The 14,546-nt window shown below is 61.6% G+C and carries 12 protein-coding genes and 1 tRNA gene; 3 read left to right on the top strand and 10 right to left on the bottom strand.

Going from position 1 to position 14,546, the window contains the following annotated elements; translation table 11 throughout:
• Window positions 1-48: 48 nt before the first annotated feature.
• Window positions 49-411 carry a diacylglycerol kinase gene (locus AC07XZ_RS12820; RefSeq protein ID WP_003222276.1) on the top strand — a complete coding sequence of 121 codons (363 nt, stop codon included), beginning with the start codon at window positions 49-51 and terminating at the stop codon, window positions 409-411.
• Here the strand turns inward: AC07XZ_RS12820 and AC07XZ_RS12815 are convergent.
• Complete coding sequence (locus AC07XZ_RS12815; RefSeq protein ID WP_007954941.1) at window positions 408-1,334, bottom strand: LysR family transcriptional regulator; 927 nt, start codon at window positions 1,332-1,334, stop codon at window positions 408-410. The two genes, AC07XZ_RS12820 and AC07XZ_RS12815, sit on opposite strands and share 4 nt — an antisense overlap.
• 144 nt (window positions 1,335-1,478) lie before the next feature.
• On the opposite strand from AC07XZ_RS12815, the gene fpr reads away from it, so the two are divergent.
• Window positions 1,479-2,258, top strand: a complete 780-nt coding sequence (fpr, locus tag AC07XZ_RS12810) for a ferredoxin-NADP reductase (protein WP_007908723.1) — start codon at window positions 1,479-1,481, stop codon at window positions 2,256-2,258.
• Window positions 2,259-2,326: 68 nt separating this feature from the next.
• Here fpr and tsaA read toward each other — a convergent pair whose 3' ends face one another.
• The 6 genes from tsaA to rimO form a co-directional block, all read right to left on the bottom strand.
• Window positions 2,327-3,025, bottom strand: coding sequence for a tRNA (N6-threonylcarbamoyladenosine(37)-N6)-methyltransferase TrmO (tsaA, locus tag AC07XZ_RS12805; protein WP_165369569.1), 699 nt, complete (start codon window positions 3,023-3,025; stop codon window positions 2,327-2,329).
• A gap of 183 nt (window positions 3,026-3,208) precedes the next feature.
• Window positions 3,209-3,979: an SDR family oxidoreductase gene (locus AC07XZ_RS12800; protein ID WP_085748158.1), complete on the bottom strand. Its 771-nt coding sequence runs from the start codon at window positions 3,977-3,979 to the stop codon at window positions 3,209-3,211.
• 156 nt (window positions 3,980-4,135) lie between these two features.
• Window positions 4,136-4,603 carry a YehS family protein gene (locus AC07XZ_RS12795; RefSeq protein ID WP_085748159.1) on the bottom strand — a complete coding sequence of 156 codons (468 nt, stop codon included), beginning with the start codon at window positions 4,601-4,603 and terminating at the stop codon, window positions 4,136-4,138.
• Window positions 4,604-4,676: 73 nt separating this feature from the next.
• Entirely contained in the window at window positions 4,677-5,387 is a 711-nt protein-coding gene (locus AC07XZ_RS12790; protein WP_102686584.1) for an rRNA pseudouridine synthase, read from the bottom strand.
• 84 nt (window positions 5,388-5,471) lie between these two features.
• Entirely contained in the window at window positions 5,472-5,945 is a 474-nt protein-coding gene (locus AC07XZ_RS12785; protein ID WP_041475157.1) for a GNAT family N-acetyltransferase, read from the bottom strand.
• A gap of 111 nt (window positions 5,946-6,056) precedes the next feature.
• On the bottom strand, window positions 6,057-7,394 hold the full coding sequence (rimO, locus tag AC07XZ_RS12780) for a 30S ribosomal protein S12 methylthiotransferase RimO (RefSeq protein ID WP_102686585.1): 1,338 nt from the start codon (window positions 7,392-7,394) through the stop codon (window positions 6,057-6,059).
• A 348-nt stretch (window positions 7,395-7,742) separates the two neighbouring features.
• Between rimO and AC07XZ_RS12775 the strand changes: the two genes are divergently transcribed.
• A complete protein-coding gene (locus AC07XZ_RS12775; RefSeq protein ID WP_371857361.1) occupies window positions 7,743-9,584 on the top strand; it encodes a potassium transporter Kup in 1,842 nt (613 codons plus the stop codon).
• A 395-nt stretch (window positions 9,585-9,979) separates the two neighbouring features.
• On the opposite strand, the gene AC07XZ_RS12770 is transcribed toward AC07XZ_RS12775, so the two are convergent.
• From AC07XZ_RS12770 to AC07XZ_RS12760, 3 genes are all read right to left on the bottom strand, one after another.
• Complete coding sequence (locus AC07XZ_RS12770; protein WP_102686586.1) at window positions 9,980-11,275, bottom strand: virulence factor family protein; 1,296 nt, start codon at window positions 11,273-11,275, stop codon at window positions 9,980-9,982.
• Entirely contained in the window at window positions 11,275-13,914 is a 2,640-nt protein-coding gene (gene mprF, locus AC07XZ_RS12765; protein WP_102686587.1) for a bifunctional lysylphosphatidylglycerol flippase/synthetase MprF, read from the bottom strand. Before mprF ends, AC07XZ_RS12770 begins: the two co-directional genes overlap by 1 nt.
• 280 nt (window positions 13,915-14,194) lie before the next feature.
• Window positions 14,195-14,271, bottom strand: a tRNA-Met gene (locus tag AC07XZ_RS12760).
• Window positions 14,272-14,546: the final 275 nt, after the last annotated feature.

The raw sequence follows: 14,546 nt of genomic DNA, 5'->3' as shown, positions 1-14,546 counted from the left end.
TTTCGTTGATCTAGCTTCCCCACTTCCTTTCGGTCGGTTATCTACTTTATGTCACCTTTCAAGGGCCAGACGGGCCTGAAACGCATCCTCAACGCTTCCGGTTACTCGCTGGACGGCTTGCGCGCCGCCTTCACTGGCGAAGCCGCATTCCGCCAGTTGGTGCTGCTTAACGTGGTACTGATTCCGCTGACGTTTTTCCTCAATGTCAGCCGGGTCGAGCAGGCGCTGCTGATCGCCGTGTGCCTGCTGGCGCTGATCGTCGAGCTGTTGAATTCAGCGGTGGAGGCGGCCATCGACCGTATCTCGCTGGAGTTGCACCCGCTGTCCAAGAACGCCAAGGACATGGGCAGTGCCGCGCAATTCGTGGCACTGAGCATGATCGCCCTGGTGTGGGCGGTGATTCTGCTTTAAGCGATGCTCGGCAGAACGATCTCGTCGCTGCGCTGCACCCCGGCGGTGAAGGCGCGGCACAGATCGAGGAATTCGCGCATCGCGGAGGTCTGGTACTTCTGCTTGTGCCAGATGAAATAGAACTGCCGCGCCAGATCCAGATCCGGCGTCTCCACCGGCACCAGGCTGCCGCGACGGAAGGCGTCACGCAGCGCCAGACGCGAAATACAGCCAATCCCCAGACCTGATTCCACCGCGCGTTTGATCGCTTCGGTGTGTTCCAGCTCCAGCCGGATGTTCAGCGCGCTGCGATGATGACGCATCGCCTGATCGAAGGTCAGGCGCGTCCCAGACCCCTGTTCCCGCAAAATCCATGCTTCATGAGTCAATTCCTCCATGGTCGCGCTGCCGCGCTTGGCCAACGGATGTTGTGGGGCGCAGAACACCACCAGTTCATCCTCGACCCAGCTCTGCACTTCGATGTCCGGGTGGCTGCAATCGCCCTCGATTAGACCCAGATCAATTTCGTAATGAGCCACTTGTTGCACGATATTGGCAGTGTTCTGCACATGCAGCTTCACCTGGCTTTCGGGGTGGCGCTGCATGAAACCGCCGATCAGCAGCGTCGCCAGGTAATTGCCGATGGTCAGGGTAGCGCCCACCGACAGCGAGCCGAAACCGGATTTACCGTTGAGCAGGTCTTCGATTTCCTTGGCCTGATCGAGCATGGCCACCGCTTGCGGCAACAACTGTTTGCCGAGGGCGTTGAGGCTCAGGCGTTTGCCGGCGCGGTCGAACAGCTGGCAGCTGGACTGGCGCTCCAGTTCGGTGATGGAAGTGCTGGCGGCCGATTGCGACAGGTTGAGCAGACCCGCAGCACGGGACACGCTTTCCTGCTGAGCGACAGCGACGAAGACTTGCAGTTGACGAAGAGTAAATCGCATATCGATATAACCGATAACCCTTATCTTAATAATCCAGTTAACAGATATTGTCGGCGCTATTAGAATGCGATGCAATTGCGCACCGTCGGCATTCTTCAACACGAGCCGGGCAGGCGCAGATCAATCTCCAGGAGTCCCACGTACATGAGCAACATGAACCACGAGCGTGTCCTCAGTGTTCATCACTGGAACGACACTCTGTTCAGCTTCAAGTGCACCCGCGATCCGGGCCTGCGCTTCGAGAACGGTCAGTTCGTGATGATCGGCCTGCAACAGCCAAACGGCCGCCCGCTTATGCGCGCTTACTCGATCGCCAGCCCGAACTGGGAAGAGCATCTCGAGTTCTTCAGCATCAAGGTGCAGGACGGTCCGCTGACCTCCCAGCTGCAGCACCTGAAGGAAGGCGACGAGATCATCATCTCGAAAAAACCGACCGGCACCCTGGTGCTGGACGACCTGAACCCGGGCAAGCACCTGTATCTGCTGAGCACCGGCACCGGTCTGGCGCCGTTCATGAGCGTGATCCAGGACCCGGAAACCTACGAGCGCTTCGAGAAAGTGATCCTGGTTCACGGTGTTCGTTACGTCAACGAAGTCGCCTACCGCGAATTCATCACCGAGCACCTGCCGCAGAACGAGTTCTTCGGCGAGGCGCTGCGTGACAAGCTGATCTACTACCCGACCGTGACCCGCGAACCGTTCGAGAATCAGGGCCGTCTGACCGACCTGATGCGCAGCGGCAAGCTGTTCAGCGACATCGGCCTGCCACCGATCAACCCGCAGGACGACCGCGCGATGATCTGCGGCAGCCCGAGCATGCTCGACGAGACCAGCGAAGTGCTCGACAGCTTCGGCCTGAAGATCTCGGCGCGTATGCGCGAGCCGGGTGACTACCTGATCGAGCGCGCATTCGTCGAGAAGTAATCCCGACGATGCCAAAGAAAAGCCCGCGTTGCCTGAGAAGGCAGCGCGGGCTTTTTCGTTTTCGCGATTCAGTCAGCGGCGGGGATGACTTCCAGGACGCGGATCTGCTCAGGCACAGGGTAATGCCAGCGCACGTCCAGATCCCAGAACTGCGCGCCGTATTCGCGTTCGGGCGCGGGCGTCTGATAGGCCGGGCGCGGATCCTGGGCCAGGCACTGCTCGATCAGCTCGACCAGCGGCTCGGCCAGGCGCTGAGCGTGCGTGTGCGCCTGTTGCAGCGCCGCGTCCGTCCACTGCACGTCGATCAGTTGCGGCGCGGCACTGGCGATGCTGTTGGAAGCGTCAGCAATGATGTCGGCGTACGGCACGTAGGGTTTGACGTCGAGAATCGGCGTGCCATCCAGCAAGTCGATGCCGGAAATGAACAGGCGGTTGGCCTCGACCTTGTCCAGCTTCACCACCGACTGGCCGATGCCGTTCGGCCGGTGCGTGGCGCGGGTGGCGAACACGCCCATCGACTTGTTGCCACCGAGGCGCGGAGGGCGGACTTTGAGTCGCGGCTTGTCTTCCAGCGCCTGATGGAACAGGAACAGCAGCCAGACATGACTGACCTGCTCCAGCCCTTGCACCGCGTCACCCTGATCGAAGGGTGCCACCAGTTCCAGCACGCCACGGGCGGCGGGGGCCAGTTGCGGCTGGCGCGGGATGGCGAACTTCTCCTTGAAGCAGGAGCGGACGAAGCCGATTGGGGAAACGCTGTAAGTCATGGTTTGCATTCGAAGCGGAGCAGGGCTGGCATGATAACCCGTCCGGCCGCCAGTCTGGTGCTGGCAGACCTGACGCTATCGCCGGCAAGCCAGCTCCCACAGGGTTCGCGGGAGTTCGCATCATGTGTGTACACCAAAAGACCTGTGGGAGCTGGCTTACCAGCGATAGCCTCACCGCCGATATCAGAGACTAAACCCGCCATCCAGCGGAATGATATTCCCGGTCATGTACGCCCCGGCGGTACTCGCCAGGCTGATCGCCAGCGCTGCCATCTCTTCCTCACGCCCCCAGCGTTTCATCGGGATCAGCGCAGTGTCTTCGGCCAGCGCCTGCTGGTCGCTGCCGATGTGCTGGGTCATTTTGCTCGGGAAGCGTCCCGGCGCGATGACATTGACGTTGATGTGCTGGCTCACCAGTTCCCGGGCGAGAATCCGCGACAGTTGATGCAGGGCCGCTTTGCTCGGTCCGTAGGCATAGGCCTGTTCACCGAAAGACGAGATCCCCGCTACCGAGCCGATGTTGATGATCCGCGCTGGATTGGCCGCCGACCCGGATTGGCGCAGCAACGGCAGAAACTGCTGGATGCAACTGAACACCGAGGTCACGTTGAGTTGCATGACTTTCTCCCAGCCCTTGACCGGGTAGCTCTCCAGCGGCGCGCCCCAAGTGGTGCCGGCGTTGTTCACCAGAATGTCCAGATGAGTGATCTGCTCGCCCAGTCGCGCGGCCAGCTCTTTCACGCCTTCTTCTGTCGCCAGATTCGCCGCCATGCCATGACACGTGCCCAGGGCACTGAGTTCTTCAGCGGTTTGATGACAGGCTTCCGCGTCACGGGAGCAGACGTACACGCGGGCGCCTGCTTCGACAAACGCCTTGGCGATCATTTTGCCGATACCACGGGTGCCGCCGGTCACCAGGGCGGTGCGGCCTTGCAGGGAGAAATACGGGTGCATGGCGAATCCTGAGGGCTAGGGTTCAGTACACCCTAGTCGCCGGCTGCGAAAAGCGGAGCCACTATTTTTGGAAGGAATGGGAGGCCATAGGGCCAGCTTCAAGTTGCGAGCGTCGAGCTACGAGTAAAAGCTTGCAGCTCGACGCCTGTCGCTGCTTTACGCTCTCACGCGGAGCGTGAGCCCCTTGAGGAAATTGCGCAGCAACTGATCGCCGCACGGGCGGTAGTTGGTGTGGCCGACCTTGCGGAACAATGCGCTCAGCTCAGGCTTGGACACCGGGAAGTCGGCAGCCTTGAGGATCGCGTGCATGTCGTCTTCCTTCAGTTCGAAGGCCACGCGCAGCTTTTTCAGGATGATGTTGTTGGTCACCGGCAGTTCGATCGGCAGCGGCGGACGGCTTTCGTCCTTGCCGCGCTTGAAGATCACCAGACCGTCGAGGAAGTGCGCGATGACTTCGTCCGGGCAGCGCACGAAACCTTCTTCGTCTTCTTCTTTCTTGTCGAGGTACGTCACGACATCGGCAAGTGTGACGTCCAGGCCGCCGAGTTTGATGATCTCGACCACTTTCTTGTCGCTGATGTCGAGCATGTAGCGCACGCTGCGCAGAACGTCGTTGTGAACCATGTGTGCAATCCTGATTGTTCGCTGTGGGCACCGAGCGGGGCGCGATGCCGGAATGTAGGGTGGCTTGCGAGCCTTAGAATTTCTCTTTGCCGGACAGGTAGCGCCATTGGCCGACCGGCACCTTGCCGATGGACACGCCGCCGATGCGGATGCGGCGGATGCCGATGACCTTCAGGCCGACCGCTTCGCAGAACTGGGCGATGATCCCCGGCTGCGGGTTTTTCATGGCGAAGCGCAGACGGTTTTCGTTCTGCCAGCTGGCCTTGACCGGCGGCAGTTCCTTTCCCTTGTGGGTGAGGCCGTGCTGCAGGCGATTGAGGCCGTGGGCAACCATGTCGCCTTCGACTTCGACCACGTATTCCTGCTCGATCTTGGCCGCGTCGGCGGTGAGCTTGCGCAGCACCTTCCAGTCCTGGGTGAACACCAGCAGGCCGCTGGCCTTGGGTTGCAGGTCGGCGCTGGCGGTCAGGCGCAGGAAGTGCCCGCGCAGCGGACGCTTGCCGTAGCGGTGTTCTACGCTGAGGGTTTCGGCGTTCAGCGACTGCATGGCGCTGTCGACATCCATGCCGGCCGGCACGTTGAGCAGGATGGTCACCGGCTCCGGCGCGGTGGCCTTGGCGTCCTTGTCGAGCTCGACCTTTTGGTCGCCGACCTTGAACTGCGGCTCGTCGATGACTTCGCCGTCCACGGTGACCCAGCCGCCCTCGATGAACAGCTCGGCCTCCCGGCGGGAGCAACCGACCAGCTCGATGAGGCGTTTGGAGAGGCGAATCGGGTCAGTCATGACAGGGGCCGTAACAAAAAAAGGGGTGGGCATTGTACCTGCCTGGGGCCGGTTAAGCCCGATTGCATTTGCGCCGTGTGGCTTTTAGCCGCGTACGGCGCGCTGCTCCGGTTGTTTCAGGCGCATGTGCAACAGCGGATACGGCTGGCCCATGCCATCGACTTCCGAGCGGCCGATCACCTCGAACCCTTGCTTGAAGTAAAACCCCAGGGCCTGCGGGTTCTGTTCGTTGACGTCCAGTTCGTCGGCGTTCAGGTGCTCCATCGCGTACTTCAGCAGTTTCTTGCCAAGGCCCTGGCCGCGATGGGCCGGGTCGATGAACAGCATTTCGATCTTGCCTGCCGCGACCCCGGCAAACCCGGTGATGCGCTGATGGCTGTCCCGGGTGCAGATCAGCATCACTGCGTCGAGGTAGCGGGTCAGCACCAGATTCTTCAGCAGCTCGATGTAGGATTCCGGCAGGAAATCATGAGTCGCGCGGACCGAGGCCTCCCAGACCCGGGTCAGTTCCTGATAATCGCTGAGTTTCGGCGTGTGGATGACCGAGTGGTGACGCATGCCCGATAGCCTCTTTGTCATGGATGAGGGAGTCCTTCCCCTCACAAACTCTAGCCGTAAAAAAGCCCCGCATCTCGTAAAAGAGAGCGGGGCTTTCTGTATTTTTCGCGCTTAGATCTGTTCGGCCCAGAGGTCGTATTCGTCGGCGTCGGTCACCTTGCACCAGACTTTGTCGCCCGGCTTCAGGTTGCTGCCGTTGTCGATGAACACGTTGCCGTCGATTTCTGGGGCATCGAAGAAGCAGCGCCCGACCGCGCCTTGCTCGTCGACTTCGTCCACCAGCACTTCGATTTCACGGCCGATGCGCATTTGCAGGCGCGCCGAGCTGATGGCCTGCTGGTGCGCCATGAAGCGTTCCCAGCGATCCTGCTTGACGTCGTCCGGAACCACTTCCAGATCCAGATCGTTGGCTGGAGCGCCTTCGACCGGCGAATACTGGAAGCAGCCGACGCGGTCGAGCTGGGCTTCGGTCAGCCAGTTCAGCAGGTACTGGAAGTCTTCTTCGGTTTCGCCGGGGAAGCCGACGATGAAGGTCGAACGAATGATCAGGTCCGGGCAGATCTCGCGCCAGTTCTTGATCCGCGCCAGGGTCTTGTCTTCGAACGCCGGGCGTTTCATCGACTTGAGGACTTTCGGGCTGGCGTGCTGGAACGGGATGTCCAGGTACGGCAGGATCTTGCCGGCGGCCATCAGCGGGATCAGCTCGTCAACGTGCGGGTACGGGTAAACGTAGTGCAGACGGACCCAGACGCCGAGGGTGCTCAGCGCTTCGCACAGTTCGGTCATGCGGGTTTTCACCGGCGCGCCGTTCCAGAAACCGGTGCGGTATTTGACGTCAACGCCGTAGGCACTGGTGTCCTGGGAAATCACCAGCAGTTCCTTCACGCCGGACTTGACCAGACGCTGGGCTTCGTCGAGCACGTCGCCAACCGGACGGCTGACCAGTTTGCCGCGCATCGACGGGATGATGCAGAAGCTGCAGCTGTGGTTGCAGCCTTCGGAAATCTTCAGGTACGCGTAGTGGCGCGGGGTCAGCTTGATGCCTTGCGGCGGCACCAGGTCGATCAGCGGGTTGTGATCCTGCTTCGGCGGCACGACTTCGTGCACCGCGTTGACCACTTGCTCGTACTGCTGCGGACCGGTGACGGCCAGCACGCTCGGGTGCACGTCACGGATATTGCCTTCTTCCACGCCCATGCAGCCGGTCACGATGACCTTGCCGTTTTCCTTGATCGCTTCGCCGATGACTTCCAGCGATTCGGCCTTGGCCGAGTCGATGAAGCCGCAGGTGTTGACCACGACCACGTCGGCGTCCTGATAGGTGGACACCACGTCATAGCCTTCCATGCGCAGCTGGGTCAGGATGCGCTCGGAGTCGACCAGTGCTTTCGGGCAACCCAGAGAAACGAAGCCAACCTTTGGATTGGCCGGCGCAGGAGTGGTGGACATGTCTAACCTCGGTGTTTTGTGACGTCGCTTGCCTGATGGCAGAAGCCGACGGACGGGCGCTTGAAGTGCGCCTCTGATCAAAAAGTGCGCAATTCTAGCGACGAGCAGCGCACTTGACCAGCTTTATGCAGGGAAATACGACGAGTGCTGCGCTATGCTTCGCGCCGTTGCGCTTTACTGAATTTTTACAGTCAAGAAAACGTCTGTTACAGGGCGTAAAAACGCGCATGCTGCACACAAAGCATAGTGCTTCATCTAAGAAGCCGGTCTGGGAATCAGGAGTGTTGGATGGGTCAGGCAAGTAGTCACGCGGCAGGCGCCGAAGGTTCGGCCACCAAGCCGCTGAGCATGCTGGTCGCGGCGGTCGGGGTAGTTTACGGCGACATCGGCACGAGCCCGTTGTACACCCTCAAAGAAGTGTTTTCCGGCGCTTACGGCGTGCCTGTCAATCACGACGGAGTGCTCGGCATTCTGTCGCTGATTTTCTGGTCGCTGATCTGGGTCGTTTCAATCAAGTACATGATGTTCGTCCTGCGCGCCGACAACCAGGGCGAAGGCGGGATCATGGCGCTCACCGCGCTGGCTCGCCGGGCAGCGGCGGGGCGCAAGCGGTTGCGTACGTTGCTGGTGGTCTGCGGGCTGATCGGCGCGGCGCTGTTCTATGGCGACAGCATGATCACCCCGGCGATTTCCGTGCTCTCGGCCATTGAAGGTCTGGGCCTGGCCTTCGACGGCATCGACCACTGGGTGGTGCCGCTGTCACTGGTGGTGCTGGTCGGGTTGTTTCTGATCCAGAAGCACGGAACGGCGCGGATCGGCATTCTGTTCGGGCCGATCATGGTCACCTGGTTCCTTGTCCTCGGCGCCCTCGGCGTCTACGGTATCAGCCACTACCCGGAAGTGCTGCACGCGATGAACCCGGTCTGGGCCGTGCGCTTTTTCATGGTTCATACCGGCATGGGCGTGGCCATCCTCGGTGCCGTGGTGCTGGCGCTGACCGGTGCCGAAGCGCTGTACGCCGACATGGGCCACTTCGGTCGCAAGCCGATTGCCCGTGCGTGGTTCCTGCTGGTGCTGCCGGCGCTGGTGCTCAACTATTTCGGTCAGGGCGCCCTGCTGCTGGAGAACCCGGAAGCGGCGCGTAACCCGTTCTACCTGCTGGCGCCGAGCTGGGCGCTGATTCCGCTGGTCGGTCTGTCGACCCTGGCCACGGTGATCGCCTCCCAGGCGGTGATTTCCGGTGCGTTCTCCCTGACCCGTCAGGCGATCCAGCTCGGTTACATCCCGCGCATGTACATCCAGCACACCTCCAGCGACGAGCAGGGCCAGATCTACATCGGCGCCGTGAACTGGTCGCTGATGGTCGGCGTGGTGTTGCTGGTGATCGGCTTCGAATCCTCCGGCGCCCTGGCCTCGGCCTACGGCGTGGCGGTGACCGGCACGATGCTGATGACCACGATTCTGGTCTCGGCAGTCATGTTGCTGCTGTGGAAATGGCCACCGATTCTGGCGGTGCCGGTGCTGCTCGGCTTCCTGCTGGTGGACGGCCTGTACTTCGCCGCCAACGTGCCGAAGATCGTCCAGGGCGGTGCCTTCCCGGTGATCGCCGGTATCGCGCTGTTCGTGCTGATGACCACCTGGAAGCGCGGCAAGCAACTGCTGGTCGAGCGCCTCGACGAGGGCGCGCTGCCGCTGCCGATCTTCATCAGCAGCATCCGCGTGCAGCCACCGCACCGCGTGCAGGGCACCGCCGTGTTCCTCACCGCCCGCTCCGACGCGGTGCCGCACGCGCTGTTGCACAACCTGCTGCACAACCAGGTGTTGCATGAGCAAGTGGTGCTGCTGACGGTGGTCTACGAAGACATCCCGCGCGTCCCACCATCCCGACGTTTCGAAGTCGAAGCCCACGGCGAAGGCTTCTTCCGGGTGATCCTGCACTTCGGCTTCACCGACGAACCGGACGTGCCGCAGGCACTGAAGCTGTGCCATCTCGACGACCTCGACTTCAGCCCGATGCGCACCACCTACTTCCTCAGCCGCGAAACAGTCATTGCCTCGAAACTCGAAGGCATGGCCCGTTGGCGTGAAGCACTGTTTGCGTTCATGTTGAAGAATGCCAACGGGAACCTGCGCTTCTTCAATCTGCCGCTGAACCGGGTGATTGAGTTGGGGACGCAGGTGGAGATGTAAACCCCCGTCTCAACTGAAAAGCCCCCGTCAGCCTTGTGGCTGGCGGGGGCTTTTTTGTATCCGTGTCCAAACGTTTCCAGGCGCCCATCCTCTCTGGTAGCTGGTAGGCTGCCTCTCATAGAGTCATTACGGTGCACGAGGACGATTTGCATGACGGAGTTACCGGAGCAAGAAAGGCTGGATGAACTCGAGAGTCTTCGGGTTCAAGCGGCAGTCGAGGCGCGATTGAGCAATTTCGATCCTGCTCAAGCGATCAGTCACGACGACATGCGGGCGAGGTATGGCCAGGAAGCGCTGACATCTAACTGAGTCCTGTGCTTATCGTGGGAGTCCTCGAAATGAAAAAGCCCCCGCAACTGCGAAGTTGCGGGGGCTTTTCGTTGGTGCGCTTCAGATCACTCTTCCGCCACCTGCGCCGTGTTCTGACGCTTCTCGATCAAATCCACCAGACGCTTGGCCAGCGCCGGGTAGTTCTCGTCGAAGTGGTGGCCACCAGGCAGCTTCACTGCTTCGCCCACCGCGGTCTTGTCAGTGCAACCGCTTTCATCCGTCTCTTCTTCACCGTAGATGCACACGACCTTGGCCGGTGGCAGCTTGGCCATTTCCGGGCCGGTGGCGGCTTCTTTGCCGGCGTTGCCGAGCCAGCCGTCGACTTCGATTTCGAAGCTGCCGGTGCGGGCGAAGGCCAGCAGGATGATTGCGTCGACGCGTTGCTGCTCGGTTTCCGGCAGGCGGTTGTAGATGGCCGGCAGAACGTCGGCGCCGAACGAGTAACCGGTCAGGATGAAGCGTTTGGTGCCCCACTTCTGGCGGTAGTGCTGCATCAGTTCGGTCAGGTCCAGGGCGCTTTGTTCCGGGCTCTTGTGCTGCCAGTAGTAGCGCAGGGTGTCGATGCCGACGACCGGGTAGCCGATCTTGGCCATTTCACCGGCCACGTCGCGGTCGAGGTCGCGCCAGCCGCCGTCACCCGAGAGGAACAGGGTGACGGTGTCCTTGGCCTGGCCGGCCGGGACTTCCACCACCGGGATCTGCAGGCCGCCGTTGGCCTTGTCGCCGCCGACGAGGATCTTGCGCAGTTCGTTGTTCAGCACTTGCGGCAGGTTGATATCGTAGTCGCTGATGCTGGTTTCGGCGTTCGGTTGATCGCGCACGAAACCGGCGCTGGTGTCGTCCGGGTTGTCGTTCCACGCCACCAGCCAATGGCCGTGGGCGGCAGACTTCGGCAGCAGGTGAGTGCAGCCGGGTTTTTCCAGGGCCAGGTCGACCGATACGGCTTGAGCCTTGTCGTCTTTCTGCTCGGACAGCCAGCGCCACGCCAGCACGGCGCCGGGGCCGATGCCGCTGACCAGGGTCGCCGGGCCGTTCAGTTCACGCAGGCCGGCTTGCAGGGCGCGGCTTTGCAGCAGGCAGTCCTTGGGCAGAATCACCTGAACGATCTGCGCCGAAGCGCTGCGGCTCAGGGTGCTCAGTTGCTTGTCGCTGAGTTTCTGGTCGTCGTTGACCGCCACCAGCACCTGAGCCTTGGGCTTGGTGCCGGGGATGACCCGGGTCATGGCGGCGCCATCGGCCGGGGTGAGCTGTTCGAGGGTCGGTTCCGGTGCCGGGCGTTTGAGGTACCAGAAACCGCCACCGGCAATCGCGGCCAGCACCAGCAGTGCGACCAGGATGTACTTCAGGGAGCGTTGAATCATCAGCGTTTCACCAATCCAGTCAAGCCGCCCGCGATCAGGGCAGCAGTGTCGGCCAGCGCCACCAGCGGATCGAGTCCGGCGGGCACGGCCATATAACGGGGTTCCCAGTCAGGCTGGAACTTGTCTTTGAAGCGGCGCAAGCCTTGGAAGTTGTACAACTGCTCACCACGGCGGAAAACCATCGAGCCCAGACGCTGGGTCAGCGGTGCACCGCGCCGGGGTTGCAACCCCGACAGCGGCACCATGCCCAGGCTGAAGCGCGCGTATCCGTGACTCTTATAGTGTTGAATCAGACCGACCATCATGAATTCCATGGTCAGCTTGGGGGCGTCCGGGTGCGCGCGCATCAGGTCGAGACTGGCCAGGTCATGGCTGTAGGTCTCGAGCAGGTTGGCGAACGCCACCGGGCGACCTTCGAAGCGAATCACCGCAATGCGGAAATGCTTCAGGTAATCATCGCTGAAACGGCCGAGGGAGAAACCTTTCTCGCGCACGTTCTTGCCGGTCAGCCAGGCATCGGAAATCACCTTGAGCTCATCCATCGGCGCCTGGCCCGGCTCATGGATCTCCAGCGACAGGCCGTCGCGGGTGCCACGGTTCCAGGTGTAGCGCAGGTCCTTCATCTCCTTGCCCTTGGCTTCCAGGTCAAAGCGATGCAGATCGACCCGGGCTTCCTCGCCCAGCTTGATCGCGGTCAGGCCGATGTCCATGTAGTACGGCAGGTTCTCGGCGCGAACCTGATAGAACACCGGGCGGGCGTGATGGATGTCGCACAGGTCGCGGAACTGCCAGATCATCTCGGCCCGTTGCTGGCCGGGGCCGATCGGGTCGTACAGGGCCACCAGACTGCGGCCGCGGCGGGCGTACATCAGGAAGGCTTCGTCGTTGGGATGAAACAGCAGCGCCTTGTCGCCGGTCAGGGCCAGGCCGCCGTCCGGTTGCGAGGAGGCCATCAGAATCTTCGAGGCGCGTTCCAGTTCATCCGGTGTCGGCAGATGGATCACCGGGCGAGCGGTGCGCAGCAGCCAGGTCAGTGCGATTACCAGCAGCAACACGGCGGCGCCGAGCAGCGAGCGCAGGCCGCGCGGGGCGTCGGCGTCGAGAGTGAACTGCCACCACAGTTGATGGCTGTACGGAACGTCCTGATAAGCGAACAGCAAAAGCCACGTCGAGGCGCCGAGTACGCACAGACTGGCCACCAGATACAGCGGCGAGAACGGCAGTTCGGTCAGGCGGCTCGGGCGGTAGAACGAGCGACGGAACACCCCCAGCAGCGCGGCGGTGAGGGTCATCAGGGTCGCTTCTTCCCAGTCGAAACCCTTGAGCAGTGAGAGCAGGGCGCCCACCAGCAATAGAATGGTGGTCAGCATCCACGCCGCCGACAGCCGGCGACGCAGGCCCTGAGCGAGCATCAGACACAGCACGCCGATCAGGCTGGCGCCAAAGTGCGAGGCGTCGACCAGACGGTGAGGAATCAGAAAACCGATGTGTTCCAGACGGGTGTCGATCTCTGGCGTCGCGCCGGAAAACAGCAGCACCACGCCGGACAGGAACACCAGCACCGCGAGAATCGGTGCTGCCAGACCGGAAGCCGCACGCATGGTCTGCGACTGAAACAGGCGCTGGCCTTCGTTGATCAGCAACAGCACGCAGGCCACCAGCAACGGCAGCACCACATAGATCAGGCGATACAGGAGCAGGGCGGCCGCCAGTGGCGCGGCGCCGAGTTTGTCGGCAAACGCCGCGAGCAGAATGGCTTCGAAGACACCTACGCCACCTGGAACGTGACTGAGTACACCGGCGGCCAGTGCCAGCAGATAAACCAGCAGGAACGCACCGAAGGGCGGCGCTTCCGGTAGCAGCAGATAAAGGACGGTCGCAGCGGCAGCCACGTCGAGGGCGGTGATGACCAGTTGCAGGAACGTCAGCCGACGACCCGGCAGACGCAGGGTGCGACGACCGGCCCGGACCAGCAGGTTGTCCGGATAAGGTTGTTCCGGCAGGCGCCGGCGATAGATGCCGATGGCCAGGATCGCGCCGAGCAGCAGCACCACGCCGGCAACCGTCCCCAACAAGGTCTCGGAGAGCCCCAGTGCCTGTGAGGCGGCGGGCAGGTTGCTCAGGGTCGCAAGCGCGGCCAGCGGCGGCAGGGCGCAGCCCAGCGACAGGCTGGCGAACAGGGTCATGTGCGCGACTTCGGAAGCGCCCAGGCCATGGCGTGCATATAGACGGTATCGCACCGAGCCACCGGACAGCATCGACAGGCCGATGGCGTTGCCGATGGCAAACGCGGTGAAACCGCCCAGTGCCAGCACTTTCGGCGCCAGCGTCACGCGGGCATAACGACTGGCCGACCATTCATAGCCGAGCAGGATAATGAAGCCGACGACCGTCGCACCGAGGGCACCGAGCAGGGCCGGTTTCGGCACGTCGAGAATCGAGTCGTGCAAGGCGTCGAGATCGAGTTCGCTGAGCAGATGGCGACAGGCAATCAGCGCAATGGCGAATAGCAGCAAAGTGACCGCCAGACCGATCGGTTGCCGGTATTTGCTGATCCGATCCAGCAGGCGCAGACGCTCAGGCTTGATCGGTGGGTTCGCTGTGACGGTGTCTTGTGAATCAGACGAGTTGGCGCGCATCAATCACCTCTTGGATTGTGCGCGACAGGATGGAGGTATCCAGCCAAGTTACCAATCCCTGTAGAAAAAAATAATCACAAAATACTACGCCTCTCATCGGGTATCGGCGAGGGCAGCTCCTGGATTGCAGGCGCCTTGCCTGCGACTTGAAGCATAGTCGCAACTCGGCCGGCCTTCAGATCCTGAACGGTTCACTGCACAGTGACAGATCATTGTTGCGAAAGGACTTTTTCCACAGATACAAAAAAGGCCACTCTTTCGAGTAGCCTTTTTTGATGTTTGGTTGCGGGAGCCGGATTTGAACCGACGACCTTCGGGTTATGAGCCCGACGAGCTACCAGACTGCTCCATCCCGCGTCTGTGTGGCGGCATTCTACAGGCGAACGGCGGGGTGTCAACCGATAATCCCGAGAAGGGTCAAATAAGTGTGCAATCGCGGCAAACGGTCGCAGGGGAGCGCTAAGTTTCGGAATCGGAACGATTTCCGGAATATGCGGCTGGATCCAAAAAAACAGACGCGCACAAAAAAGGCCAATCTTTCGATTGGCCTTTTCTGATGTTTGGTTGCGGGAGCCGGATTTGAACCGACGACCTTCGGGTTATGAGCCCGACGAGCTACCAGACTGCTCCAT

The sequence above is a fragment of the Pseudomonas sp. GW458-11-26-14-LB4 genome, from assembly GCF_059423925.1.
Note: the sequence above shows the minus strand (reverse complement) of the source record. Positions and strands in the feature narration are given on the sequence as shown.